The sequence below is a fragment of the Brevundimonas sp. genome, from assembly GCF_035935935.1.
Classification (GTDB): Bacteria; Pseudomonadota; Alphaproteobacteria; order Caulobacterales; family Caulobacteraceae; genus Brevundimonas.
Genome location: NZ_DASYWO010000010.1, coordinates 24644 through 51486, shown reverse-complemented (window position 1 = coordinate 51486; position 26843 = coordinate 24644). Strand labels below are relative to the sequence as shown.

At 68.0% G+C, this 26843-nt stretch carries 22 protein-coding genes; 1 reads left to right on the top strand and 21 read right to left on the bottom strand.

Annotated elements, in window-relative coordinates:
• Position 1 precedes the first annotated feature (1 nt).
• The 10 genes from bamA to dnaE all read right to left on the bottom strand — a co-directional run bounded on the left by bamA (position 2) and on the right by dnaE (position 13509).
• Positions 2-2407, bottom strand: a complete 2406-nt coding sequence (bamA, locus tag VGR32_RS11255; protein ID WP_327450672.1) for an outer membrane protein assembly factor BamA — start codon at positions 2405-2407, stop codon at positions 2-4.
• Positions 2408-2436: 29 nt separating this feature from the next.
• Positions 2437-3666: a M50 family metallopeptidase gene (locus tag VGR32_RS11250; protein ID WP_327450670.1), complete on the bottom strand. Its 1230-nt coding sequence runs from the start codon at positions 3664-3666 to the stop codon at positions 2437-2439.
• A 14-nt stretch (positions 3667-3680) separates the two neighbouring features.
• A complete protein-coding gene (dxr, locus tag VGR32_RS11245) occupies positions 3681-4868 on the bottom strand; it encodes a 1-deoxy-D-xylulose-5-phosphate reductoisomerase (RefSeq protein ID WP_327450668.1) in 1188 nt (395 codons plus the stop codon).
• Complete coding sequence (locus VGR32_RS11240; RefSeq protein ID WP_327450666.1) at positions 4865-5686, bottom strand: phosphatidate cytidylyltransferase; 822 nt, start codon at positions 5684-5686, stop codon at positions 4865-4867. The genes dxr and VGR32_RS11240 overlap by 4 nt, the downstream gene beginning before the upstream one ends.
• Positions 5686-6402, bottom strand: coding sequence for a polyprenyl diphosphate synthase (uppS, locus tag VGR32_RS11235; RefSeq protein WP_327450664.1), 717 nt, complete (start codon positions 6400-6402; stop codon positions 5686-5688). Before uppS ends, VGR32_RS11240 begins: the two co-directional genes overlap by 1 nt.
• Before the next feature lie 28 nt (positions 6403-6430).
• Positions 6431-6988: a ribosome recycling factor gene (frr, locus tag VGR32_RS11230; protein ID WP_327450662.1), complete on the bottom strand. Its 558-nt coding sequence runs from the start codon at positions 6986-6988 to the stop codon at positions 6431-6433.
• Between the two features lie 30 nt (positions 6989-7018).
• The gene (pyrH, locus tag VGR32_RS11225) at positions 7019-7759 is read right to left on the bottom strand and encodes a UMP kinase (protein WP_327450660.1); all 741 of its coding nucleotides are present in this window, start codon (positions 7757-7759) and stop codon (positions 7019-7021) included.
• Between the two features lie 110 nt (positions 7760-7869).
• Positions 7870-8808: a translation elongation factor Ts gene (tsf, locus tag VGR32_RS11220; protein ID WP_327450658.1), complete on the bottom strand. Its 939-nt coding sequence runs from the start codon at positions 8806-8808 to the stop codon at positions 7870-7872.
• Positions 8809-8956: 148 nt separating this feature from the next.
• Positions 8957-9877 carry a 30S ribosomal protein S2 gene (gene rpsB / locus VGR32_RS11215; protein WP_327450657.1) on the bottom strand — a complete coding sequence of 307 codons (921 nt, stop codon included), beginning with the start codon at positions 9875-9877 and terminating at the stop codon, positions 8957-8959.
• Positions 9878-10053: 176 nt separating this feature from the next.
• The gene (dnaE, locus tag VGR32_RS11210) at positions 10054-13509 is read right to left on the bottom strand and encodes a DNA polymerase III subunit alpha (RefSeq protein WP_327450656.1); all 3456 of its coding nucleotides are present in this window, start codon (positions 13507-13509) and stop codon (positions 10054-10056) included.
• A 393-nt stretch (positions 13510-13902) separates the two neighbouring features.
• Here dnaE and VGR32_RS11205 point away from each other — a divergent pair, with 393 nt between their 5' ends.
• Positions 13903-14310, top strand: a complete 408-nt coding sequence (locus VGR32_RS11205) for a DUF983 domain-containing protein (RefSeq protein ID WP_327450655.1) — start codon at positions 13903-13905, stop codon at positions 14308-14310.
• Between the two features lie 42 nt (positions 14311-14352).
• On the opposite strand, the gene VGR32_RS11200 is transcribed toward VGR32_RS11205, so the two are convergent.
• The 11 genes from VGR32_RS11200 to nuoL all read right to left on the bottom strand — a co-directional run bounded on the left by VGR32_RS11200 (position 14353) and on the right by nuoL (position 26840).
• A complete protein-coding gene (locus VGR32_RS11200) occupies positions 14353-15054 on the bottom strand; it encodes an ABC transporter ATP-binding protein (RefSeq protein WP_327450653.1) in 702 nt (233 codons plus the stop codon).
• Positions 15047-16276 (bottom strand): lipoprotein-releasing ABC transporter permease subunit, encoded by a 1230-nt coding sequence (locus VGR32_RS11195; protein ID WP_327450696.1) that lies wholly within the window; start codon positions 16274-16276, stop codon positions 15047-15049. Before VGR32_RS11195 ends, VGR32_RS11200 begins: the two co-directional genes overlap by 8 nt.
• Positions 16277-16317: 41 nt before the next feature.
• A complete protein-coding gene (gene proS / locus VGR32_RS11190) occupies positions 16318-17634 on the bottom strand; it encodes a proline--tRNA ligase (protein WP_327450651.1) in 1317 nt (438 codons plus the stop codon).
• Between the two features lie 75 nt (positions 17635-17709).
• Positions 17710-17967: a DUF1467 family protein gene (locus VGR32_RS11185; RefSeq protein WP_125257335.1), complete on the bottom strand. Its 258-nt coding sequence runs from the start codon at positions 17965-17967 to the stop codon at positions 17710-17712.
• Positions 17967-18389 (bottom strand): methylmalonyl-CoA epimerase, encoded by a 423-nt coding sequence (gene mce, locus VGR32_RS11180; protein ID WP_327450648.1) that lies wholly within the window; start codon positions 18387-18389, stop codon positions 17967-17969. The genes VGR32_RS11185 and mce overlap by 1 nt, the downstream gene beginning before the upstream one ends.
• 41 nt (positions 18390-18430) lie before the next feature.
• Positions 18431-20098: a ribonuclease J gene (locus VGR32_RS11175; protein WP_327450646.1), complete on the bottom strand. Its 1668-nt coding sequence runs from the start codon at positions 20096-20098 to the stop codon at positions 18431-18433.
• Positions 20099-20258: 160 nt separating this feature from the next.
• Entirely contained in the window at positions 20259-21062 is an 804-nt protein-coding gene (locus tag VGR32_RS11170) for a type III pantothenate kinase (RefSeq protein WP_327450694.1), read from the bottom strand.
• Complete coding sequence (locus VGR32_RS11165) at positions 21059-21814, bottom strand: biotin--[acetyl-CoA-carboxylase] ligase (RefSeq protein WP_327450641.1); 756 nt, start codon at positions 21812-21814, stop codon at positions 21059-21061. The genes VGR32_RS11170 and VGR32_RS11165 overlap by 4 nt, the downstream gene beginning before the upstream one ends.
• Entirely contained in the window at positions 21811-23256 is a 1446-nt protein-coding gene (gene nuoN, locus VGR32_RS11160; protein ID WP_327450639.1) for an NADH-quinone oxidoreductase subunit NuoN, read from the bottom strand. The genes VGR32_RS11165 and nuoN overlap by 4 nt, the downstream gene beginning before the upstream one ends.
• Before the next feature lie 4 nt (positions 23257-23260).
• Positions 23261-24751: an NADH-quinone oxidoreductase subunit M gene (locus tag VGR32_RS11155; RefSeq protein WP_327450637.1), complete on the bottom strand. Its 1491-nt coding sequence runs from the start codon at positions 24749-24751 to the stop codon at positions 23261-23263.
• 4 nt (positions 24752-24755) lie between these two features.
• A complete protein-coding gene (gene nuoL, locus VGR32_RS11150) occupies positions 24756-26840 on the bottom strand; it encodes an NADH-quinone oxidoreductase subunit L (protein ID WP_327450692.1) in 2085 nt (694 codons plus the stop codon).
• Between the last annotated feature and the right edge of the window lie 3 nt (positions 26841-26843).

Sequence of the window (26843 nt, the reverse complement as noted above, 5' to 3'; positions counted from 1 at the left end):
GTTAGAACTGGGTGGAAGTCGAGAACCGGAAATTCTCGGTCTTGTCGAACGGCATCTGCGAGAAGGGCTGGGCCAGATCGAAGCGAATGGGGCCCATCGGCGATCGCCAGTGAATGCTGACGCCCACTGCGCCCCGGAAATCGAGCTCGTCGTTGATGCGCGTGCTCGGCAGCCCAGTCGCCTGGTCCGTCGTGTAACGATCGTCGAGCAGCCCCAAGGTACCGACGTCGACGAAGGCGGAGGTTCGGATGCCATACTCCTCGGGCAACCCGTTCGGCACCGTCAGCTCCACAGTGCCGACCACGTAGAAGTTGCCGCCGAGAGCGTCGGTGGTCAGCAGATCGCGCGGCCCCATGCCCGCGGTCTCGAAGCCGCGGAAGCTATTGCCGCCCTTGAAGAAGCGGTCGTTGATCCGGACGGGGTCGCCCGCCCAGCCGGTGACGTATCCGGCCTCCAGCCGCGTGGTGACGATCCACTCCGGCGCAAAGCCGTGGAAGGCGGAAATCTCGCCTTCGGTCTTGAGGTAGTTCACGTCGCCGCCCAGTCCCGCGAGGTCCTGGCGCAGACTGCCGGTCCAGCCGCGCGTCGGACGGATCGGGTCATTGCGGCGATCGACCAGCAGCGTGTAGCCGATCGACGAGTTCACGAAGCTGCCGATCTGATCGCAGAGCGCCGAAGAGCCAGATCCGCTGCCGCAGAAGCCGCTGGGAACGATGATCTCGTCTTCCCTGAGGAAATAGCGGCCGCTGATCGCCGTATATCCGTTCAGGGGATAGGAAACCCGCAACCCCGCCCCCGTCGAGCGGTAGTCGTAAGACGAGTACTCGCTGAGATCGTAGCGGGAATGGAACAGATCGAAGCCGGCGCGCAGGTCGCGCCCCAGGAACTTCGGTTCCGTGAAGCGGAAATCGATGTTCTGCCGCAGCGAACCCCACTCCGCGCGTGCAACTAGGTTCTGGCCGCGTCCGCGGAAGTTGCTTTCCGAGATGCCGAGGTTGAGGACGAACGAGTCGTAGGAACTGAAGCCCGCGCCCACCGAAAGCTCGCCGGTCGGTTGTTCCTGAACCGTGACGTTGACGATCGAACGGTCGGGCTCGGAACCCCGAACCTCCTCGACCGTCACGTCCTTGAAGAAGCCCAGAGCGCGCAGATTGTTGCGCGAGCGCTCCAGAAGCTGACGGTTGAAGGCGTCGCCTTCCGTCAACACGAGCTCGCGCCGGATGACCGGGTCGATCGTGCGCGTGTTGCCGATGACGTTGACGCGTTCGACGTAGACGCGCTCGCCCTCGCGCACGTTGAAGGTGACGTCGATGGTGTCGGTTTCAGGATTCGCCCGGAACTCCGGCTCGATCTCCACGAAGGCGTAGCCCGCAGAGCCCGCCGCGTACGTGAGGGTCTCCGTCGCCGTCTCGATCTTGTCGCTCTCGTAGAGGGCCCCGGACTGAAACGGCAGAATGCGAGTGAGCAAGTCGGCGTTCAGCTTGTCGTTCTCGGTCACCACCTTCACGTCGCCGAAGGTGTACTTGTCGCCTTCGTCGACCGTCAGGGTGATGGCGAACGCGTCGCCCGACGGCGTCAGCTCCGCCACGGCGGACACCACGCGGAAGTCGTAGTATCCGCGGTTAGTGTAGAAGTCGCGCAGTTGCTCCCGGTCGTAATCGAGACGATTGGGATCGTAGTTGTCGTTCTGCGTGAAAATCCGCCACCACACCGACTGTTTGGTGACCATGACCTCACGTAGGTCATTGTCGGAAAACGCCTCGTTGCCGAGGAAGGTGATGGATTGAAGCCCGGTCTCAGGCCCCTCGTCGATCTCGAACACGACGTCGACGCGGTTCTGCTCCAGCCGCACGATCTTCGGCGAGACGGTCGCCGAAATCCGGCCGGACAGACGGTACAGCTCGACGATCTTGCCGACGTCCTCCTGCACGCGCGCTGCGGTGTAGATGCCGCGCGGGCGGATGGTGACTTCTTCGCGCAGCTTGTCGTCGCCGACGGCGCCATTGCCCTCGAAGATCACCTGGTTGACGATCGGGTTCTCGACGACCTCGACGATCAGCACGCCGTTCTGGACGCCCATCTGCACGTCCGCGAACAGGCCGGTCCGGGACAGAGCCTGCACCGCGACGTCCAGCACGACGGCGTCGACGACGTCGCCGGGCCGGATGGGCAGGTAGGACAGAACGGTGGCGTCCTCGATCCGCTGGTTCGCGCCGCGCACCTCGATGCGGTTCACCTGCACCCGGTCCTGCCCCGGATCCTGCTGGATGGGGGCCGCCTGGATGGCGGGCGCGGGCGGAGTCTGCTGGGCGAGGGCCGGGCCAGCCAGGCCCGCCGCGACGACCAGGGCCAGCGCGCTGGCGCGGCCAAGCGGTCGGAAGGGGCCGCGAACGTGGGGAGAGGTCATGCTTGTTACCGTCGGGGGCTGGCGTCGGCTCACGAGGCGAGCCCGCCGAGGAAGGCGAAGAGATTCAGTTTCTGCAGATCGTGCCAAGTGGCGAACAACATCAATCCCGCCAGCAAGGCAAGACCGACGCGGAACCCCGCGTCCTGTACCCGCGCGGGGACTGGCCGTCGAGCAACAGCCTCATAGGCGTAAAACATCAGGTGCCCCCCATCGAGAACCGGAATCGGGAGCAGATTTACAAAGCCAATTCCGATCGAAACTAAGGCGGCGAACTGAAGAAGCGTCAGGGCGAGGTTGGCGGACTTGATGCCCGCCCCGCCGTCGCCCGCCAGAGCCTGCTGGGTCGCGCCGCCGGCGGCCTTGGCGATGCCCAGCGGCCCGCTGAGCAGATCACCGGATTCCCGTCCCGTGAAGATGCGGCCCAGATAGGTCAGCGTCGTGTTCAGCGTGGCGCCGATCTGGCCGACGCCGCGCTGGAGCGCCTCAAGGGGATTCAGCGGGCGATAGCTGAAGTCGGACCTGACGAGCGGGCCGAGCGACATGCCGATGCGCGCGATGCGGACGCGCCCAGCGATCTCATCCTGTTCGATCACGCGCTCGGGCGTCGCGGTCAGGGACAGGGTCTCTTCGCCGCGACGCACGCCGAACGTCAGCGGCTCGTTGGCGCTCAGCACGACCTTCTGGGTCACTTCCGCGGCTTCCACGACGGCACGGCCGTTGATCGAGGTGATCAGATCGCCACGACGGAAGCCGGCCTCGGCCGCGGGCGTGCCCGGGACCACCTGGGCGATGCGCGGCGCCACGATCTGCTCGCCGACCACGGAGAACAGGACCGTGAAGAGAACGGCCGCCAGAATGAAGTTGGCCGCCGGTCCCGCCGCCACGATCAGGGCGCGCTGCCAGATCGGCTTGAAGTGGAAATAGTCCCGCTCCGCGCCCGGACCCTGCTCGGCGATGAGCCGAGATTTCAACTCGGCCAGACCCGCCTGATCCGGCACGCTCGACGCGTCCAGATCGCCCGAGAACTTGACGTAACCGCCCAGCGGAAGCGCCGCGACCCGCCATTCGACGCCATGCCGGTCCGTTCGACTCCAGAGCCGCTTGCCGAAGCCGAGCGAGAACTGGTCGATCTTCACGCCGAAGGCGCGCGCCATGAGAAAATGCCCGAGCTCGTGAATGGTCACGATGATGCTGAGGACCAGCACGAACGGGACCACATGGACCAGCAGCGAGCCGAGCAGGTCGAAAATGGCGTTCATCGCTCCTCCGCCGCTCAGGCCGCGAGACGATCGACGACCGTCCGCGCCAGGCGTCGCGCCTCGCCGTCCACGGCCAGCGCTCCGTCACAGTCGCCGCCGGCGGTGAGCAGTCCTCCCGTCGTCGCCGCCTCGAGCGTTTCGGCGACGACTGCGGCAATATTGAGAAACGCGAGTCTCCGGTCAAGAAAGGCCAGTGCGGCCACCTCGTTGGCCGCGTTGAAGACGGTGGGGGCCGCACCTCCGACCGTCAGCGCCTCTCGCGCCAGTCTCAGCGCAGGGAAGGTCTCCATGTCGGGCGCCTCGAAGGTCAGGCGGCCCAAGGCCGCGAGATCCAGACGCGGCGCCGGCCAGGGCAGCCTGTCCGGCCAGGACAGCGCCACCGCGATGGGCGTGCGCATGTCGGGCTGCCCCAGCTGCGCCAGCGTCGACCCGTCCCTGTGCTCCACCAGACTGTGCACGATGGACTCGGGGTGGACGACGACGTCGATCCGGTCGGCGGGCATGTCGAACAGGTAGGCCGCTTCGATCGTTTCCAGCCCCTTGTTCGCCAAAGTCGCGCTGTCGACCGAGATCTTGGCGCCCATGGACCACTTCGGGTGGGCGACCGCCTGCTCCGGCGTGATGTTCGCGAGGTCGGCGCGCGAGCGTCCACGGAACGGTCCCCCCGAGGCCGTCAGCACCAGACGCTCGACGCCCTCCGGACGATGCGCGTCGAAAACCTGGAAGATCGCCGAGTGTTCGGAGTCCACCGGGATCAAGCGCCCGCCGCCGTCCTTCACGCGCTCGACCAGCGCCCGCCCGCAGCAGACCAGGCTTTCCTTGTTGGCCAGCGCCAGCACCCCTCCCCGCCCCGCGGCGGCCCACGCCGAGCGCAGACCCGCCGACCCGACGATGGCGGCCATCGTCCAGTCCGAAGGGCGCAGGGCGGCTTCCACCAGCGCCCCCTCGCCCGCGGCCGCCTCGACGCCCGACCCGGACAGGGCGGCGCGCAGGTCGTCCAGCCGGTTCTCGTGGGCCGTGACCGCCAGCTTCGCCTTCCAGCGCTTCGCCTGCTCGGCCAGCAAGGCCACGTTCGCCCCGCCCGTCAGGGCTTCGACCTCGTACACGGCCTCGCCGGACGCGGCCGTCTGCGCCATCAGGTCCAGCGTGGACGCGCCGACGGACCCGGTCGATCCGAGCACCGTGACCTTGCGACGGATCACGCGCCCGTCGCCCACATCATGCTCGCCAGACGGCAGCCGGCCAGCACGACGGCGGCGAACATCAGGCCGTCGACCCGGTCCAGGAGGCCTCCGTGTCCGGGAATCAATCCCCCCGCATCCTTGACGCCGAAGCGACGCTTGAGCGCCGACTCCCACAGATCGCCGGCCATCGTGGCCAGCGCTCCGGCAAAGCCCAGCGCCAGACCCAGCCCCGGGTCCGGCAGACCAAGCCCGCCGGGAATGAAGGCCGCAATCAGCCAGCCGGCCAAGGCGCCCGCCGCGAGGCCGCCGATGAAGCCTGACCAGGTTTTGTTGGGCGAATAGCGGGGCCAGAGTTTCGGTCCCTTGAGCAGGCTGCCCATCACGAACGCCATGACGTCGGACGCCCAGGCCACCACGAAGACGAGGATGGTCCAGCTCAGCCCGAGGGCGGAGTCGCCGTCACGGAGCCAGATCAGGAGGATGGCGGGCCAGCCGAGGTAGAGGACGCCGTAGGCGGCGTCGACGCCCTCCTGACCCACGCGTCGGGCGAACACCCCCGCGACCGCCGCCGCGAAGACCAGCAGAACCAGGGCGAGCGACATGGCGCCGACGTGAGCGGTGGCCGTGACCGCCACGAGCGCCGCTCCGACTGCCCAGGCGATCGGGGTCGCGCGCTGCGGAGCGCTCATCTGGGCCCACTCGCGCGCCAGCACCGCGCACGCGGCCAGCATGATCGCCAGAAACCAGCTTTCGCCGGCCCAGATCGCCAGCACGGCCAGCGGCGCCAGCACGAGGGCCGAGACGGCCCGCAGCCCCAGATCCTTGAGCGCCGGCATCAGGCGGAAACCGCCGGGCGACCACCGTAGCGCCGGTCGCGGTTGCGGAAGGCGGCGACCACCTCGGCCAGATGCGCCTCGCCGTAGTCCGGCCACAGCACGTCCTGGAACACCAACTCGGCGTAGGCGGCCTCCCACAGAAGGAAGTTCGACAGCCGCGTCTCACCGGAGGTGCGGACGATGACGTCGACCGGCGGGCCGTCGCCGGTCGACAGGGCGCGGCCGAAAGACTCCTCGTCGATCGCTTCACCCGCGGCGGCCAACTTGCGGGCGGCGTCGACGACGTCAGCCCTGCCGCCGTAGTTGAAGGCCACCTGCAGGCGGAACCTGTCGTTCGCGGCCGTCTCCGCTTCGGTGCGGGCCACGATGTCGGCGATGTCGGGCGGCAGCCCCTCGCGTCTCCCCAGGATCCGCACCCGCACGCCTTCCCGCTTCAACCGGGCGAGATCGCTGCCGACATAGGCCCGGACCAGCCCCATCAGGTCGGAGACCTCTTCCGCAGATCGCCGCCAGTTCTCTGTCGAGAAGCCGTAGACGGTCAGGCATTCCACGCCAAGCCTGGGCGCGGCCTGCACGGTGCGCTTCAGCGCCTGCACGCCCTCGCGATGGCCGACGGCGCGCGGCAGGCCGCGACGCTCGGCCCAGCGGCCGTTGCCGTCCATGATGATCGCCACATGGCGGGGCCCGGGGGCCTGATCGGGGTCAGCGTCGCTCATTCGCGGGCGCGGCCGGGGCTAAGGCGCCTCAGACCTGCATGATCTCCGCTTCCTTGGCCTTGAGGGCCTCGTCGATGCGCTTGATGGCGGCGTCTGTGTCCTTCTGGACCTCGGCTTCCATCTTCTTCTGCTCGTCCTGACTGATGTCGGACGCCTTTTCGGCCTTCTTCAGGTCGTCGTTGGCGTCGCGGCGCACGTTGCGCACGGCGATCTTCTGCTGCTCGGCGTACTTGCCGGCCAGCTTCGCCAGATCGCGGCGACGTTCCTCCGTCAGCGGAGGGATGGGAATCCGCAGGGTCTGACCGTCGACGACCGGGTTCAGACCGAGGCCCGCGGCGCGAATGGCCTTCTCGACCGAGACCACCATGCCCCTGTCCCAGACGCTGACCGAGATCATGCGCGGCTCCGGCACGCTGATCGCCGCCACGGCGTTCAACGGCGACGTCGAGCCGTAGGCCTCGACCGTGACGGGATCCAGCAGACCGGCGTTGGCCCGACCCGTACGCAGGCCGTTGAACTCGCTCTTCAGCGCGTCCACCGCCTTGTCCATGCGGTCGCGATACGTTTTGAGGTCGGGCTTGGCCATGGGCGGTTCTCTCGTGTCTTCTTGATCTTGTCAGGCGGTCTTGGCGTTGTGGATCACGGTGAAGGCGCCCTCGCCGCGCAGGGTCCGCCGGAACGATCCCTTCTCACGGATCGAGAACACCACGATCGGGATGCCGGAGTCACGCATCAGGGCGACGGCGGACGCGTCCATCACCTTCAGGTCGCGCGCGAGCACGTCGTGGTACGTCAGCTCGTCGTAGCGGGTGGCCGTTGCGTCCTTCTTGGGATCGGCAGTGTAGACCCCGTCGACGCTGGTGCCCTTGAGCAGGGCGTCGCAGCCCATCTCGGCCGCACGCAGGGCCGCGCCCGAGTCGGTGGTGAAGAAGGGCGCGCCCACGCCGGCGGCGAAGATCACCACGCGACCCTTCTCCAGATGCCGCAGGGCCCGGCGCCGCACATAGGGTTCCGCCACGGCGTTCATCACCAGCGCGCTCTGGACCCGTGTCTGGACGCCGATCTTCTCCAGCGCCGCCTGCATGGCGAGGGCGTTCATGACGGTCGCCAGCATGCCCATGTAATCGGCCGAGGCGCGGTCCATGTCGCCGGCCGCCTTCGACAGGCCCCGGAAGATGTTGCCGCCGCCGATGACGAGACAGATCTCCACCCCCTCGCGCGCGACCTCGGCCACGGCCTGGGCCACCTCGGCGACGGTCGCCATGTCGATGCCGTAGCCTTGGTCCCCCATCAGGACCTCGCCCGAGACCTTCAGCAGGACGCGCTTGTATCGGAACTCGCTGGGCGCGTCGGGCATCGGAAATCCATCGGTGGGCGGAGGACGCCGGAATCGGCGGTCCCTTATAGACGAAGGGCGCGCCCGGCTTCAAAGCCCGGCGCGCCCTCGGCGTTCGGCATTTCGGCCGATCAGCCCTTCATCATCGAGGCGACCTCGTCGGCGAAGTCGGGGCCCTCGACCTTCTCGACGCCCTCGCCCAGCGCCAGACGGACGAAGCCGCCGATGTGCAGGCCCGGGGAGCCCAGCGCCTTGCCCTCTTCGGCGACCAGCTGCTCGATGGTCTGATCCGGGTTCATGACGAACGGCTGCTTGGTCAGCACCACGTCCTTCTGGAACTTGTTGATCTGACCCTCGACGATCTTCTCGATCATGTTCTCGGGACGGCCCTCTTCCTTGGCCTTCTCGATGAGCACGGCGCGTTCCTTCTCGATCGCGGCCGGATCGAGGTCGTCGGTGTTCAGCGACAGCGGGCTGGTGGCGGCCACGTGCATGGCGATCTTGCGGCCCAGCTCGCGCAGCTTGGCCTTGTCGCCCGCGCCGTGCAGGGCGACCAGCACGCCGATGCGGCCGACGCCCGGCGACACCGCGTTGTGGACGTAGGTGGCCACCACGCCCTCGTCGACCGACAGGCGGGCGGCGCGGCGCAGCTGCATGTTCTCGCCGATGGTGGCGATCATGTTGGTGACTTCGTCCTGGACGGTCTTGCCGGCTTCCAGCTCGGCGCCGTGCAGGCCCTCGACCGTGGCGTGCTCCAGGCCCAGCTCGGCGAACTTCTTGGCGGCGTTCTGGAACAGGTCGTTGCGGGCCACGAAGTCGGTCTCGGCGTTGAACTCGATGGCCGAGGCCACCTCGCCGGCGCCCACTTCCTTCGACGCGACGGCGACCAAGCCCTCGGCGGCGACGCGGTCGGCCTTCTTGGCGGCCTTGGACAGGCCCTTGGCGCGCAGCCAGTCGATCGCGGCTTCGATGTTGCCGTCGTTCTCCTGCAGGGCCTTCTTGCAGTCCATCATGCCGACGCCGGAGCGCTCGCGCAGTTCCTTGACGAGGGCGGCGGTGATCTCGGCCATGTTCAGTCTCCTTGGTCTTCGTATGCGGGAACGGCCGGGCCCGTGAGGGACCCGGCCGCGCTCATGGTGTCAGGCGCGGCCATCTCTCTTTCCCCTACCGCTCGGCCCGCGGGGCCTCGCTGCATGGGGGGAGAAGACCGCAGGGCGGTCAGCCCGTGGCCTTCTCGGTTTCGACGGCGTCGAGCGCCTCGGTCGTCGCGGCCTGGGCGTCGGCGTCGGCTTCGGCGGCCGCCGGAGCCTCGGCGGCGGCTTCCAGCTCGGCGGCGACGTCTTCCGTGCCGGCCGGGGCGGCTTCGGCCTCGGCCGGAGCGGCCTTGGCTTCGCGCAGCATCGGCTCGACCGGGGCTTCAGAGGCGCCCAGATCCACGCCCGAGGCCGAGGCGCCCGAGGCCAGGCCGTCGAGGACCGCGTCGGCGATCAGGTCGCAGTAGGTCTGGATGGCGCGGGCGGCGTCGTCGTTGCCCGGGATCGGATAGGTGATGCCGTCCGGATCGCAGTTGGTGTCCAGAATGGCGATGACCGGGATGTTCAGCTTGCGGGCTTCCTGGATCGCGATCGCTTCCTTGTTGGTGTCGATCACGAACATGATGTCCGGCAGGCCGCCCATGTCCTTGATGCCGCCCAGCGACAGCTCCAGCTTGTCGCGCTCGCGCTGCAGGGTCAGCAGTTCCTTCTTGACCCGGCCTTCGCCGCCCGACTCCAGCAGGGAGTCCAGTTCGCGCAGGCGGGCGATGGAGCCCGACACGGTCTTCCAGTTGGTCAGCGTGCCGCCCAGCCAGCGGTTGTTCATGTAGTACTGGGCCGAGCGCTTGGCGGCCTCGGCGATCGGCTCCGACGCCTGGCGCTTGGTGCCGACGAACAGCACGCGGCCGCCCTTGGCCGCCACGTCGCGCACGGCGACCAGCGCCTGGTGCAGCAGCGGAATCGACTGCGACAGGTCGATGATGTGGATGTTCGAGCGCGAGCCGAAGATGTAGCGCTCCATCTTCGGGTTCCAGCGGTGCGTCTGGTGGCCGAAGTGGGCGCCCGCTTCGAGCAGGGTGCGCATGGAGAATTCAGGCAGAGCCATCTGCGTTCAGTCCTTTATCCGATTGATCCGCCGCAGGCGCTTTAAAGGCCCCCCTCCCTAAGGATTTGGGCCCTCGGAACGGAGCGGACCGGATGTCTCCCGGCACGCGCCACGCCTGCGTGTGAAGTGGGCGCGCATGTAGGGGAGATCCGGAGGAAAGGCAAGCCGGACGGCCGCTATGCGTCCTCCAGCAGCGTCACCCCCGGTGCCGTCTTCAACGCGCCGCGGACGGCGGCGTCGAGGCGGTAGCGGCCGGGAAGCCGGATTTCGACCTCGCGCCGTCCTTCCAGCGCGGCGACGATGCAGACCTCCCCGCCCCTGTCGTCGGCGCGCGCACGGTCGAGGCGGGCCTTCAGCGCTTCCGCGTCGGCGGCGCGCGAGGACACATGGACGCGCAATCCGGCCGCCGCGTCGTCGATGATCCGGTCCAGGGGGGAAACGTCGTCGCCGAAATAGCGGACTTCTCCGTCCGCGGCCTTGGCGCGCACCTTGACCAGTACCGTGGCCCCCGTCTCGAGGCGGTCGCGGCAGCGGCGCAGCTGTTCGGGCGGGAACAGGCATTCGAACTCGCCCGTCGGATCCGAGAACGTCACGAAGGCGAACTTCTCGCCTGTGCGGGCGCTCGCCCGCTCCTGACGCCGCCGAACGACGCCGGCCATCTGGAAGGCCTCGTGCCCGCTCTCGGCCAGGGCCTGCACCTCGGCGGCGAAGGTGACGCGTCGACGTTTGAGGGCGGGGGCCAGGTCCTCCAAGGGGTGGCCGGACAGGTAGAAGCCCACGGCCGCCAGCTCCTGGTCCAGCGCGTCCGGGCCGCTCCACGGCTCGACCGGCTTCAGGCGCGGGCGGGCGGCGTGGGCCTGATCGGCGCCGAACAGGCTGACCTGGCTGCTGGCGCGCTCGGCCGCCACGCTCTGGCAATAGGCGATCAGCACGTCGGCCTGCTCGACCAGCTGGCGGCGGTTCGGATGGATGGAGTCGAAGGCGCCGGCGCGGGCCAGGTTCTCTATGGCGCGCTTGTTGACCGCGCGCGGATCGACCCGTTCCAGAAAGTCGAAGACGTCGGCGAAGCGCCCGCCGGTCTCGCGCACCTCCACCACGTGGCGCATGGCCTCCAGCCCCACGTTGCGGACGGCGCCGAGCGCGTACAGGACGGCACCCTCTCCGTCCGTCCAGGCCACGTCGAAGTCGGCCGAGGACCGGTTCACGTCGGGCCTTTCGACCCTGACGCCGAAGCGGCGGGCGTCCTGATAGAAGACGGCCAGCTTGTCCGTGTTCGAGAGGTCGAGACTCATGGACGCGGCCATGAACTCGACGGGGTGATTGGCCTTCAGCCAGCCGGTCTGGAAGCTGATCAGGGCATAGGCCGCGGCGTGGGACTTGTTGAAGCCGTAGCCCGCGAACTTCGCCACGAGGTCGAAGATGCCGCCGGACTGGGCCTCCGGCACGGACTTCTCCGACGCGCCCGCGATGAAGCGCGCGCGTTGAAAATCCATCTCCTCCTTCTTCTTCTTGCCCATGGCCCGGCGCAGGAGGTCGGCCTCGCCGAGGCTGTAGCCAGCCAGGATCTGGGCGATCTTCATCACCTGCTCCTGGTAGATGATCACGCCGTAGGTCTCCGACAGGGTCTCCTTCAGCGTGGGGTGCAGGTAGTCGACCTCCTGTCGGCCGAACTTTCGGTCGATGTAGGTGTCGATCATCTCCATCGGACCCGGGCGATAGAGGGAGATCAGGGCCGTGATCTCCTCGATGGAGCCACAGCGCATCTTGCGCAGGGTGTCGCGCATGCCTTGCGATTCCAGCTGGAACACGCCGACCGTCTGACCCGAGGCCATGAGCTCGTAGGTCGCCGCGTCGTCCAGCGGCAGGCCGTTCCAGTCGGGTGCGGCGCCCCGCCGCTCGAGAAACTGGCGGGCGCGATCCAGCACCGTCAGCGTCTTCAGGCCGAGGAAGTCGAACTTCACCAGACCGGCCGGCTCGACCCACTTCATGTTGAACTGGGTGGCCGGGATGTCCGAGCGCGGATCCTTGTAGAGGGGAACCAGCTCGGTCAGCGGACGGTCGCCGATGACGATGCCGGCGGCGTGGGTCGAGGCGTTGCGGTACAGCCCCTCCAGCTCAAGCGACACGCCCAGCAGATTGGCCACGGCGGGCTCGGCGTCACGCGCCTCCTTCAGGCGCGGCTCGATCTCGATGGCCTGTTCCAGCGTCGTCGGATTGGCCGGGTTGTTCGGCACCATCTTGCAGAGGCGGTCGACCTGGCCCAGCGGCATCTGCAGCACGCGGCCGACGTCGCGCAGCACTGCACGGGCCTGCAGGGTGCCGAACGTGATGATCTGGGCCACCCGGTCGTCGCCGTAGTGCTGCTGCACATAGGCGATGACCTCCTCCCGACGCTCCTGACAGAAGTCGATGTCGAAGTCGGGCATTGAGACCCGCTCGGGGTTCAGGAACCGCTCGAACAGCAGGCCGAACCGCAGGGGGTCGAGATCCGTGATGGTCAGAGCCCAGGCCACCAGCGAGCCGGCGCCCGATCCGCGCCCCGGGCCCACGGGTATGCCGTGCGCCTTGGCCCATTTGATGAAGTCGGCCACGATCAGGAAGTAGCCCGGGAAGCCCATCTGGGTGATGATCCCGACCTCCCACTCCAGCCGGTTCCAGTAGTCCGCCTCCGGCGCGGCGGGCACGACCTGCTTCAGACGCGCCTTCAGCCCCTCGCGGGCCTGATGCAGCAGCTCGTCGGGCTCGCTGCGGCCGTCGCCCGTGTCGAAGCGGGGCAGGATGGGCGCGCGGGTCTTGACCAGGAAGGCGCAGCGGCGGGCGATCTCCAGCGTGGACTCGCAGGCTTCGGGCAGGTCCGCGAACAGCTGCCGCATGGCCGCCGGCGGCTTGAACCAGTGCTGGTCCGTGATGCGACGGCGGTCGTCCTGACCCACGAAGGCGCCGTCGGCGATGCACAGCAGGGCGTCGTGGCTCCGCGCCTGCGCCGCCTTGGCGTAGTGGACGTCGTTGGTGGCGACCAGCGGCACGTCGTTCTCATAGGCCCACGCCACCAGACCGGCCTCGGCCTGCGCCTCTTCCGGGCGGCCGTGTCGCTGCAGTTCGACGTAGAAGCGATCGCCGAAGACGCGGGCCATCTCGCCCAGCGCGGCGCGCGCTTCCGCCTCCCGACCCTGCACGAACAGGGGATCGACCGGGCCGTCCGGGCCGCCGGACAGCAGGATCAGCCCCTCGCTACGCTCGACCACGCGGGACCAGGGCACGCAGGGCTCGACAGCGTCGTCGGCTCCCAGATAGGCGGCGGACGACAGGTCGCACAGGTTCAGCCAGCCGGCCTCGTCCTGGGCGATCAGCACCACGGTGGCGCAACGTGCCCAGCGAGCGTTCACCTGACCGCCGATGCCCGACACCGGCAGGGCGCAGGCGATCAGGGGCTGGACGCCGGCGTCGCGCGCGGCCTGACTGAACTCCAGCGCGCCGAACAGGTTGGCCCGGTCGGCGACGCCCACGGCGGGCATGCCTGCGTCGGCCGCCATCTTTGGGATCTTGCCGGCCTTCAGGGCGCCTTCCAGCAGCGAATAGGCCGAGCGCACCCGCAGGTGCACGAACCCCGAACCCGTCGCCGCCTCGCTCACGCCGTCACCCGCTTCATCATCTGATCAGACCGCGACTCGCTCGCCCGGTCCACGCGCTCGGCGCGAGAGTGAGAGTCCAAAAAAAAAGGCTCTCATTTCCATCACTCGGTCGCGATCAGGCCCCGTGCGCGCTCAACGCCACCTGCCAGACCATCCAGACGAAACCGCCGCACGACGCCAGCGCCATCGCTTCCCGCATCCACCGAGCCATAGGACCGTCCCCAGAAATGATGTTCCGGCTATGTTCTATGTTCTGCTTTGGTTCCCGTCAAGAACCACAGTCGCGGGCGCCTGGGTCCGCTGCCCGACACAGGAACGTTCCACGGCCACGGCCGATCACACTGCGACGATCAGTCCGTCCGCGAACCGGCGGGCGGGAGTAGAAGGCCTTTCATGAGCGACAAGGATTATCCGCGACTGAGCACCCTGCGCACGGGACTGCGCTGTCGATGCCCCCGGTGCGGCGAAGGCCCCGTGCTTCGGGGCTTCCTGAAAATTCGCGACGCCTGCCCGGTCTGTGGGCTCGACCTCGGATTCGCGGACCCTGCCGACGGGCCTGCCTTCTTCGGGATGAGCCTGGTCGGAACGGTCGGAATGGCGGCGTTCATGGCGTTCGACTTCACCGTCCAGCCCCCGATCTGGGTGCATTTCGTGGTGACGTTTCCCCTGCTGGCGCTGGCGTGTCTGGGCGTGCTGCGGCCACTGAAGGGGTGGCTGGTCAGCGAACAGTACGTGCACAAGGCGGCGGACGCCGAGTTCCTGAGCGTTGGCAAGCACGGCGAAGGCCGGAAGTGGCGATAGGCCGGCGCGGCGGGGGTTCGCCCCCGCGCACGGCGAAGCCCCTCAGTAGGCCTGGCTCTCTGCCGGCCGCTCTTCCAGATGGCCGTCCTTCAAGGCGAAGACGCGGTCCATATGCCCCGCAAGTTCCATGTTGTGCGTGGCGATCAGCGCGGCCACGCCGGTGGCTTTGACCCGCGCGCGCAGATCGTCGAACACCGCCTGGCTGGTGGTGGGATCCAGGTTGCCGGTGGGCTCGTCGGCCAGCAGCAGGCGGGGAGAGTTACCGAGGGCGCGGGCGATGGCCACCCGCTGCTGCTCCCCGCCCGACATCTGGGCCGGCTGGTGCGTCAGGCGTTCGCCGAGACCGAGCGAGGTCAGGGTCTCCTCGGCGCGGCGGCGGGCCTCGGCCTCCGCCACCCCGGCGATGCGCATGGGCAGGGCCACGTTGTCCCGCGCGTCGAACTCCGGCAGCAGGTGGTGGAACTGATAGACGAAGCCGATCTTGAACAGCCGCAGCTTGGTGCGGGCGCGTTCGTCCAGCCCGCCGACGTCCTCGCCGTCTATGGCGATCGAACCTTCAGTCGGACGCTCCAGCAGGCCCGCGGCGTGCAGCAGCGACGACTTTCCGGAACCCGACGGACCGATCAGGCCCACGACCTCGCCCGGGCGGACGTCCAGATCGACGCCCTTCAGCACGGTCAGGCCGCCCGACCCGGTGGCGTAGGTGCGCGTCAGGTTGCGGACGGAGAGGACGGGCTCACTCATAGCGAAGCGCCTCCACCGGATCCAGGCGGCTGGCCCTCCACGACGGCAGGAAGGCGGCGACACATGAGGCGCCGACGGCGAGCACGGCCACCCAGAAGACGTCGCCCATGTCGACCAGCGCCGGCACGGCGTCGAGCATGTAGACCTCGGCGTTGAACAGCTGCACGCCGAGCAGGCGCTCGAGGAAGTGCTGGATCGCCGCGATGTTCAGGCAGAACAGCAAGCCCAGGGTGATCCCGGCTGCGGTGCCCGCGACGCCGATCGTGGCTCCGGCGATGAAGAAGACGCGAAGCATGGACGAGGGGCTGGCCCCCACGGTGCGCAGCACGGCGATGTCGCGCGTCTTGTTCTTCACCAGCATGACGATGCCGCTGATGATATTCAGCGTGGCGATGACGACCAGCATGCCCAAGATGATGCTCATCGCCACGCGTTCGACCTGGAGCGCGCCCCAGAAGGCGGCGAGGCTCTGGCGCCAGTCCGTGACCAGCGTGCCCGGGCCCGCCGCCTCACGCACGGCGGGAAGCAGCCGCTCGACCCGATCCGGTTCCGTGACCTTCAGTTCGACGACGTCCCAGAGACCCTCCTTGCCGAAGAACAGCTGGGCCTGCTCCAGCGGCATGAAGACGTAGGCGCGGTCGAAGTCCGCGGCGCCGGAGGAGAAGACGCCGCCGACGACATAGGTCTTCTCCTGTCCGCCGAGATTGCCGAAGGCGCTGTCGGCGCCCGTCGGCGAGTAGAGGGTGATGGGCGAGCCGACGCCGAGACCCAGCTGTTGGGCCAGCGCCTTGCCGACCAGCACGCGGTCGCCGCCCCATTCGCCCTGGCCGAACGTCTGTTTGGCGCGGTCGTCGAGGCTGGCGAAGACGAAGCGCATGGAGTCCAGATCGCCCGGACGGATGCCGCGGACGAGACCGCCGGTGACCTGGCCGCCGGCCCGGAACATCGCCGGGCTTTCGATCAGCGGCGTGACGCTGACGACCTGCGGGAGAGCGTCCAGAGAGGCCAGCCGTTGCTCGCGGTCGTCGGCGTTCAGCACCTGCCCGTGCACGTACAGATGCCCGTTGAAGCTGAGCATGCGGCTGAGCAGCTCCGACCGGAAACCGGCCATGATGCTCATGACCGAGATCAGCACGGTCACGGCCAGCATGATGCCGATGAAGCTGATCCAGGCGATCAGGGCGACGCCGCCTTCCTTCCGCTTGGCGCGGAGGTAGCGCATGGCCAGGCCGATCTCCCAGGCGGAGAAGGGACCCGCGCCCTTCACGCGGTCAGCCTTTCGATCGCCTCGGCCAGCGCCACGGAGACCTTCTCGCCCGTGGCGCGGCGCTTCAGCTCCACCAAGCCCTCGGCCAGCCCCTTGGGCCCGATGGTCAGCTGCCACGGCACGCCGATCAGGTCGGCGGTGGCGAACTTGCCGCCCGGGCGCTCGTCGGTGTCGTCATAGAGGACCTCCTTGCCCAGCGATTCCAGCTGCTTCACCGCGTCTTCGCAGGCGGCGGAACAGGCTTCGTCGTTGGCGCGCAGGTTGATGACCACGACGTCGAACGGCGCGACGGCGTCCGGCCAGACGATCCCGCCCTCGTCATGGCTCGCCTCGATGATGGCGCCCAGCAGGCGCGAGACGCCGACGCCGTAGCTGCCCATATGAACCTCCGTGTCGGCGCCGTCGGGTCCTGCGACCTTCGCCTTCATGGGCGCGGAGTATTTCGTGCCGAAATAGAAGATGTGGCCCACCTCGATCCCCCGGGCGGTCAGGCGGTCGCCCTCCGCCGTCTGGCTTTCGAAGGCGGCGGCGTCATGCATTTCCTCGGTCGCCGCATAGAGCGAGGTGCGGCCGTCCACGATGGCCTGCAGGTCGTTCCAGTCGACGTCGGCGCCGGGCGCGGGCATCTCGACCAGCTTGCGGTCGCAGAAGACCTGGCTCTCGCCGGTGTCGGCCAGGACGATGAACTCGTGGCTCAGATCCCCGCCGATCGGACCGGTGTCGGCGCGCATCGGCACGGCCTTCAGGCCCATGCGGGCGAAGGTGTTCAGATAGGCGACGAACATGCGGTTGTAGGCGCGCCGCGCCGACGCCTCGTCGAGGTCGAAGGAATAGGCGTCCTTCATCAGGAACTCGCGCCCGCGCATGACGCCGAAGCGCGGCCGGCGCTCGTCGCGGAACTTCCATTGGATGTGGAAGAGGTTGAGCGGCAGCGCCTTGTAGCTCTTCACGTAGGCACGGAAGATGTCGGTGATCATCTCCTCGTTGGTGGGCCCATACAGCAACTCGCGCTCGTGCCGGTCGGTGATGCGCAGCATCTCCGGGCCGTAGGCTTCGTAGCGACCGCTCTCGCGCCACAGGTCGGCCAGCTGGAGGGTGGGCATCAGAAGTTCGACCGCGCCCGCCCTCACCTGCTCCTCGCGCACGATCTGTTCGATCCTGCGCAGCACCCGCAGACCCAGCGGCAACCAGGCGTAGATGCCGGCGGCCTCCTGTTTGATCAGGCCGGCGCGCAGCATCAGCTGGTGCGAGACGATCTGGGCGTCCGACGGCGCCTCTTTCAGCGTGGGCAGGAAGTAGCGCGACAGGCGCATGGTCTGGGAATCCGGGCAGGCGGGAGGTGGGCCGCCAGCTTTAGCCGGGACGGCGGGGCGAAAGCTAGGCCGCGATCAGCGCAGGTTCGGCAGCGGCAGCCACCCCGTGCCGATCAGGACCATGATGAACGCCCAGACGATGGCGGAGACCCAGGTGGTGGTCAGGAATTTCTTCTTGAGGTTCGGGTTCGCCGGCGCCCCCCACTGGCCGCCGTCGGTCGGACGCTCCTGATCGCTCTGGTTCATGCCCAGCGGCAGGACGGCGAACAGCACGGTCCACCAGCAGGTGATGTAGATCGCCGTCATGGTGATCGGGCCGATGGGGAAGTCCATCAATGCGGCTCCTTCGGCGTTTCCATCAGTTCGACCAGCACCCCGCCCATGTCCTTCGGATGCAGGAACAGGATCGGCGTGCCGTGGGCGCCGATGCGAGGCTCGCCCGTGCCCAGGATGGTCGCGCCCCTGGCGCGCAGGGCGTCGCGCGCGGCCAGAATGTCCTCGACCTCGAAGCAGACATGATGCTGCCCGCCCTTCGGGTTCTTCGCCAGAAAGCCGTGGATCGGGCTGTCTTCGCCGAGGGGCTCGATCAGCTCGATCTGGCTGTTCGGCAGGTCGATGAAGCAGACCCGCACGCCCTGCGCCGGCAGGTCGAACGGCGTGTGCGCCTTCGTGGCGCCAAGCATGTCGCGGTACAGGGCCACCGAGGCCGCGATGGACGGGGTGGCGACCCCGACGTGATTCAGGCGTCCGATCATGCCCGTGCTGTATCCTCTCCGAGCGGTTTCGTGAAAGCGGTCTACAGCCGCAGCACGATCGTCTCGACGATGGGGCGGCGGTCCCAGATGTGCTGGCTGGCCTTCTTCAGCGTGCGCGCGACGGCCTGTTCCACCACCATTTCGTCCTCCAGCGCCTCGCCCTTCAGCTTACGGACGGTCTGTTCGACGCGCTCGGCCATGTCGTCCAGAATGTCGCCGAGCGGCCGGTCGGCGTCGCCGGGCAGGCCCAGGCCGCGCACGTCGATGTCGCTGACGATCCTGCCGCGCTTGTCCAGGGCGAAGCTGACGATGAGCACCCCGTTGCTGGATGCGTGTCGCCGCTCGCGCAGGGCCTCGCCCGCCTCCTCGACCAGCATGCCGCCGTCGACGAACAGCCGCGCCGAAGGGACCTCGTCGATGATCACGGCCGGCCCGGGGGCCAGGCGCACCATGTCGCCGTCGCGCGGGGTGACCGTCTGCGGAACCTGCATGTCCTTCGCCAGCAGGGCGTGCTCGGCGATGTGGCGACGCATGCCGTGGGTCGGCACGGCGATCTGCGGCCGCACCCACTGGTACATCAGCTTCAGCTCATCCCGGCACGGGTGACCCGACACGTGAATTCCGGGGTGGTCCTTGTCGGTGTAGATGCGCACGCCGCGCTCCGACAGTCGGTCCTGAAGGCGGCCGATCGGCACCTCGTTGCCCGGGATGATGCGCGACGAGAAGATGCAGTGGTCGCCGGGACCCAGCTTGATGAAGGGGTGGCTGCCGTCGGCCACGCGCGACAGGGCGGCGCGCGGCTCGCCCTGGCTGCCGGTGCACAGATACAGGATCTCATCGGCCGGCCAGATGCGCGCCTCCTGCTCGGTGAGGAACGGCTTCACGTCCGACAGCATGCCGACGGACTTCGCGGCCGCCGTGATGCGGTGCATCGATCGCCCGGCCAGGGCGACGCGGCGCCCGGCCTGTTCGGCGGCATGGATGACGCTGTCCATGCGGGCGACGTTGGAGGCGAAGCAGCCGACGGCGACACGACCCTTCAACTCCGAGATGAGCGCGGCCAGCGCGGTGCGGACCTCGCCTTCGGACCCCGCCACCCCGTCCTGAAAGACGTTGGTGGAGTCGCACACCATGGCCAGAACCCCGTCGTCGCCGAGCCGCTTGAGCCCCTCGACGTCGGTGTTCGAGCCCAGCACGGGATCGTCGTCGAGCTTCCAGTCACCGGTATGGAATACGGTCCCGAGCGGGGTCCTGATCGCCAGGCCGCTGGGTTCGGCGATCGAGTGGGTCATTGTGACCATCTCGACGTGGAACGGGCCCAGATCGACCGTGCCGCCGACGTCGACCAGATGAATCGGGGCGTCGTCGATGCCCGCGTCGCGCAGCTTCTCACGCACCAGGTAGGCGGTGAACGGCGTGGCGTAGATCGGCGCCTTCAGACGCGGCCACAGCCAGGGCAGGCCGCCGATGTGATCCTCATGCGCGTGGGTGACCACGATGCCGAGGATCGTCTCGCCTTCCAGCGCCGTCGGGTCGGGCACGATGATGTCCACGCCCGGCGTGGTCAGGTCGCCGAAGGTCACGCCGACGTCGACGATGATCCATTTGCGGTCGTGCGCCGGGCCGAAGCCGTAGGCGTTGAAGTTCATGCCGATCTCGTTCGACCCGCCCAGGGGCAGGAAGACGAGTTCGTTCGATGTGTCGGTCATTCAAACTCTCGAAAGCCGCTGCGCGGCGGGGTGGGACCGGTCGGCCCTGAATTCTGTGGGGACGCCTTTCGGCGAAGAAGTGGTCGAAGGCGAGGCGCGCCGCCAAAGCGCCCACGGCGCTGTCTCCGACGAGGCGAATCTGGCGACGGAACGAAGAATTTCAAGTTTCCGGCGCGCGGCCATGGGTCCCGACGGGCCCGTTCCGCCGGTGGATCTCAAGCAGCCCGCGGATGGTCAGATCGGAATCGAAGTGATCCACGGCGTCGGTGGCGCCCTCGAAAAGGCTGGCGACGCCGCCGGTGCCGATGACGGTCATGGGGCCGCCCCACTCCGCCTTGATGCGCGCGACCAGACCCTCGATCAGGGCGACGTAGCCCCAGAACACTCCCGACTGCATGTTCGACACGGTGTCCTTGCCGATCACCCTGTCGGGTTTCTGGATGGCGATGCGGGGCAGCATGGCGGCGGCCTCGTGCAGGGCCTGGAGGCTCAAATTAATGCCCGGTGCGATGACGCCGCCCTCGAAGGCGCCGTCGGCGGCGACCACGTCGAAGGTCGTCGCCGTGCCGCTGTCGATGACGATCAGGTCGCCCGGGTATTTCAGATGCGCGCCCACCGCGTTCACCAGCCGGTCGGCGCCCGCCTCGCTGGGCTTCAGGATGCGCGGCGTGATGCCCAGGCTCACGCCCGAGTCCCCGATCACCAGCGGCTCGGCGTTCAGGTATCGCCGCGACAGGTTGCGCAGATTGAAGATCGACTGCGGAACGACCGACGAGATGATGCAAGCCGTCAGCGCCTTCAGCGCGAGCCCGCGCATGGACAGCAGCTGGGCCAGCCAGACCGCGTATTCGTCGGCCGTGCGCGTGCTTTCCGTGGCGGCGCGCCATTGGGCGATCCAATCCGTGCCGTCATGCACGGCGAACAGCGTATTGGTGTTGCCTTGCTCGATGGCCAGCAGCATCAGGCGCCCTCTCCGAAGAACACGTCGCCGGCAGATATCAGCCGCAGGCTCCCGTCCGCCAGCCGCAGACGCAGGGAACCGTCGTCGGCCAGCCCCTCGGCCACGCCCTGCGCCGTTTCGTGCCCCAGCCGCGCGACCGCCGGACCGCCGATGCCCTGGGCCCGGGCGGTCCAGGCGTCGCGGATCGGCGCGAAGCCATAGCGCTCCCACCTCTCCCACCACGCGTCGAAGGCCTGGGCCAGCACATCCAGCGCCGCATCGCGCGACGGGGCGTAGGCCAGATCCGGGCGCAGGGCGTCGGCCACGGCGACCGCCGGACGTTCCACCTCGTCGGGAGCGTGCGATAGGTTCACACCGATGCCGACGGCCAGCCACAATCCGCCGGCGGGATGCGCGCCGGACTCCAGCAGGATGCCGCAGGCCTTCCGCTCATCGATCATGACGTCGTTGGGCCATTTGATGCGGACGCGGGACGGGTCGACGAAGGCGGCGATCAGCTCATGCGCGGCCAGGGCCGCCACGAAGGTGACCTGGGCCGCCTCCGCCGGCGGGCGGCGGGTGACGGCCAGCAGGGTGGCGGCCAGGTTTCCCGCCTCGCTGGACCAGGCGCGGCCGCGGCGGCCCCGGCCCTGGGTCTGGCGACGCGCGGTGATCCAGACGGGAGCCAGGCGTCCGCCCTCGGCCAGGCGGCGGGCCTCGGCGTTGGTGGAGTCGACCTCGTCGAGACGCAGGATCTCGACCTGCGGCAGGGTCATCCCGCGCCGTAGCCGGTCGCGGCGATCCGGGTCAGGGGCTCAAGCCAGGTCAGGCCGACGATCACCAGCGGGAAGGCGAAGGCGGCCGAGGCCAGGGCGATGGTCTTGGCCTCGATCGGGGCCTTGTCGGTGGTTTCGACGCCCTCGGGCGCCGGGTCGAACCACATGAGCTTGATGATGCGCAGATAGTAGAAGGCGGCCACCACCGAGGCGACCAGACCGGCCGCGGCGACCTGCCAGTAGCCGGCTTCGGCTGCGGCGCCGAAGACGTAGTACTTGCCCCAGAAGCCCGAGAAGGGCGGCATGCCCAGCACCGACAGCGACAGGACCGTCAGGGCGACGGCCGTCAGGGGTTTGTCCTTCTTGAGCCCCGCCAGATCGGCGATGCGCCGGATCGGACGGCCGCCGCGCGACAGGCTCAGCAGAATGGCGAAGAAGCCGAACTGGTCGATGACGTACAGCGTCATGAACATCAGCATGGCCTGCACGCCTGCCTCGGTGCCTGCGGTCAGACCCAGCAGGGCGTAGCCGATGTTGGCGATCGACGAATAGGCAAGCAGCCGCTGCAGATCCTTTTGGGCCAGGCCGCCGAAGGCGCCGACGGCGAAGCTGATCAGGGAGATCAGCACCAGCACCTGGGCCCACTGGTCGTGAATGCCGCCGAAGCCCTGATCCAGCGCGCGGGCGATCAGCACCATGGCCGCGAGCTTGGGCGCCGTGGCGAACAGGGCCACGACCGGCGTCGGCGCGCCCTCATAGACGTCGGGCGTCCACATGTGGAACGGCGCGGCGGAGACCTTGAACGCCAGTCCGCAGATCAGGAAGACCAGGCCGAAGATCAGGCCGGGGCCGGGGTCTGCGGCGGCCACGGCGGCGATGTCCTCGAACCGCATGGAGCCGGTGAAGCCGTAGACCAGGCTGGCGCCGTAGAGCAGCAGGCCAGACGACAGGGCCCCCAGCACGAAATACTTCAGCCCCGCTTCGGACGCCTTCAGGTCGTCGCGGTGGAAGGCGGCCAGCACATACAGCGCCAGCGAGTGCAGCTCGACGCCGACATAGAGGCTGATCAGGTCACCCGACGACGCCATCATGGCCATGCCGACGGACGCCAGCACGATCAGGATGGGGAGTTCGAACCGGGCGATCCGGTTCCGGTGCATCCAGCCGTCGGCCAGCACGATGGCGACCGCCGAACACAGGAAGATCGCGATCTTGCCGAACACCGCAAGCCGGTCGGAGACGAAGGCCCCGTCGAAGGCGACGCCCAGCGGCGAAGTCGCGGCCACGGCGGACGCCCCGATCAGCAGTGCGACCGACAGGATCGAGACCAGGCGCGCCGACTTTTCGCCCGCGAAGGCGCCCAGCATCAGCAAAACCATGGCGCCGATGGCCAAGGTCAGTTCGGAAGCCGCGATCTGCAGCGCGCCGTTCAGGTCCATCATGATCTCAGCCCCCGATCGCGGCGCGATAGGCGCTCGTCACGCTTTCGACCGACGCGGCGGTCACGTCCAGAACCAGCCCGGGCTGCACGCCGAGCCACAGAGTGCCGACGATCAGCGGCACGAACAGGATCAGCTCCCGCCGGTCGACGTCGGCGATGGTCTTCAGCGCCGGATTGAAGATCTCGCCGAACATGACGTTGCGGTACAGCGTCAGCGCATAGACTGCAGAGAAGATCACGCCCGTGGCCGCGACCAGCGCCGCCCAGGTCGACCCTTCGTACACCGCCGTCATGGTCAGGATCTCGCCGATGAAGCCCGAGGTGCCCGGCAGGCCGACGTTGGCCATGGTGAACATCAGGAAGATGGCCGCGAACCACGGCATGCGGCTGGTCAGGCCGCCGTAGAAGGCGATCTCCCGCGTGTGCATGCGATCGTAGACCACGCCGACGCAGAGGAAGAGCGCGCCGGAGATCAGGCCGTGGCTGAGCATCTGGAAGACCGCGCCCTGCACGCCCTGCTCGTTGCCAGCGAAGATGCCCATGGTGACGAAGCCCATGTGGGCGACGGACGAATAGGCGATGAGCTTCTTGATGTCGGTCTGACGGAAGGCGACCAGCGAGGTGTAGACGATGGCGATCACCGACAGGGCGAAGACCAGCGGCGCGAACTGCTGCGACGCCTGCGGGAACATGGGCAGGTTGAACAGGATGAAGCCGTAGCCGCCAAGCTTCAACAGAATGCCGGCCAGGATGACCGAGCCCGCCGTCGGCGCCTGCACGTGGGCGTCGGGCAGCCAAGTGTGCACCGGCCACATCGGCATCTTGACCGCGAAGGAGGCGAAGAAGGCGAGCCACAGCAGAGGCTGGGCCTGGGCGGAGAAGGCATACTCCTTGAGCGCCGGAATGCTGGTGGTGCCGGTTTCATAGGCCATCCACAGCATGGCCAGCAGCATCAGGACCGAGCCCAGCAGGGTGTACAGGAAGAACTTGTACGCCGCGTAGATCCGGTTCTGCCCGCCCCACACCCCGATGATGATGAACATCGGGACCAGGGTGCCCTCGAAGAAGATGTAGAACAGGAACAGGTCCAGCGCCGTGAAGACGCCGATCACCAGCGTCTCCAGCACCAGGAAGGCGATCATGTAGTCGACGACGCGGTCCTTGATCGTGGTCCAGCTGGCCAGGATGCAGATCGGCATCAGGAAGGCGGTCAACAGCACGAACAGGATCGAGACCCCGTCCACGCCCAGATGATACTGGGCCGCACGGAACCACTCGTAGCGCTCCACGAACTGGTAGTCGGCGTTCGACGGATCGAAGATCGCGGTCAGCCAGCCGGCGGCGGCCAGCGTCGCCAGGGTCGTGCCCAGAGCGATCCAGCGCGCGGCGTTCGCGGCCCCCTCCCCCTTTGCGGCGAAGCGCGCGAGCAGGATCAGGGCGGCGCCGACCAGCGGCAGGAAGGTGACGAGGCTGAGGATGTGATCGGTCACGGCCATGGGCTCAGGCTCCGAAGGTCGCGATGACGAAGGCCAGCAGGCCCGCCACGCCCAGGAGCATCACGAAGGCATAGTGGTAGACGTAGCCGGACTGGATCCGGCCCAGACGCGCCGCGGACTTCAGCGACGCCCAGGCCGCGCCGTTGGGGCCCAGCCCGTCGATGATCTTCACGTCGCCGACCTTCCAGAACAGGTCGCCCAACGCCTTGGCGCCGCGCACGAAAATCACGTCGTACAGCTCGTCGAAGAACCACTTGTTGTAGAGGAAGGTCCACAGCGGGCCCTTGGCCTCGGCCATCCGCTTCGCCAGCCCCTCGCGCAGGACGTAGTAGTAGAGGGCGAAGGCAGCGCCGATCAGGGTGACGACCAGAGGGGCCCACTTCACCCACTTCGGCACTTCATGGCTGTCGTGCAGCACATGGTTCGCCGCACCGGAGAAGATGGCGCCGCGCCAGAACTCGTTCTCGTGATGCCCGATGAAGTGCGGCGCGAAGACGAAACCGGCGGCGACCGCGCCGACCGACAGCAGGATCAGCGGCACCAGCATCACCCACGGGCTCTCGTGCGGATGCAGCGGCCCGTGATGGTGGTGATCGTCGTGGGCGTGGTCGTCGGCGTGATCGTCCAGAGGCTCCGAGTGGGTTTCAAGCTGGGCGTCGGTGGCGTGATCGTCATGGCCGTGAGCGGCGTGCGCCTCTTCCGTCCACTGCGGCTTGTTGTGGAAGGTCATGAAGATCAGACGCCACGAATAGTAGCTGGTCAGGGCCGCGGCCAGCAGGCCGACGATGAACGCGAAATACCCGGCCGCCGAGTGGCCCGTCGTCGCGGCCGCGTAGGCGCTCTCGATGATCGAGTCCTTGGAGTAGAAGCCGGCGAACCCGCCGATTTCCGGAATGCCCAGGCCGGTGATGGCGATGGTGCCGATCATCATGACCGCATAGGTCACGGGCAGCAGCTTCCACAGGCCGCCCATCTTCCGCATGTCCTGCTCGTGATGCATGCCGTGGATCACGGAGCCCGCGCCGAGGAACAGCAGCGCCTTGAAGAAGGCGTGGGTGAACAGGTGGAACATGGCGGATTCGTAGACGCCCACGCCCGCCGCGAAGAACATGTAGCCCAGCTGCGAACAGGTCGAATAGGCGATGACCCGCTTGATGTCGTTCTGCATCAGGCCGACCGTCGCGGCGAACAGGGCCGTGACGGCGCCGGTGATGGCGATCAGCAACGAGGCCGTCGGGGCGTACTCGTAGATCGGGCTGAGCAGGCAGACCATGTAGACGCCGGCGGTGACCATGGTCGCCGCGTGGATCAGGGCCGAGACGGGAGTCGGGCCTTCCATGGCGTCGGGCAACCAGGTGTGCAGGAAGAACTGCGCCGACTTGCCCATGGCGCCGACGAACAGAAGCGCGCCCGCCAGATCCAGTGCCGACCAGGTGTGACCGAGGAAGTCCCAGCCGGTGCCCGCGCGCCCGGCGATCATCGGGAACAGCTCGGCGAACTGGATGGTGCCGAACATCCAGAAGACGGTGATGATGCCCAGCGCGAAGCCGAAGTCGCCGACGCGGTTGACCACGAAGGCCTTGATGGCGGCGGCGCTGGCGGTGGGCTTCTTATACCAGAAACCGATGAGCAGGTAGGACGCCAGGCCCACGCCTTCCCAGCCGAAGAACAGCTGCATGAAGTCCGCGGCGGTGACCAGCGCCAGCATGGCGAAGGTGAACAGCGACAGGTAGGCGAAGAAGCGCGGCCGGCTGTCGTCCTCGGCCATGTAGCCCCAGGAATACAGATGAACCAGCGACGACACGCTGGTGACGACGATCAGCATCACCGCCGACAGGGCGTCGACGCGGATGGCCCAGTTCGACTGGAAGTCGCCCACGTTGATGAAGGGCGCGATCTGGACCGTGAAGGCCTCCATGTGCCCCCAAGTGTGCTGGATGAAGACCGTCCAGGCGACGAAGCACGAGAAGAACAGCAGGCCGGTGGTGACGGCCTGCGACGCGACGTTACCGATCCGGCGGCCGAACAGGCCCGCGATGGCGGCGCCCAGCAGGGGGGCGAAGACGCCCAGGGTGACGAGAAGCTGGATGTC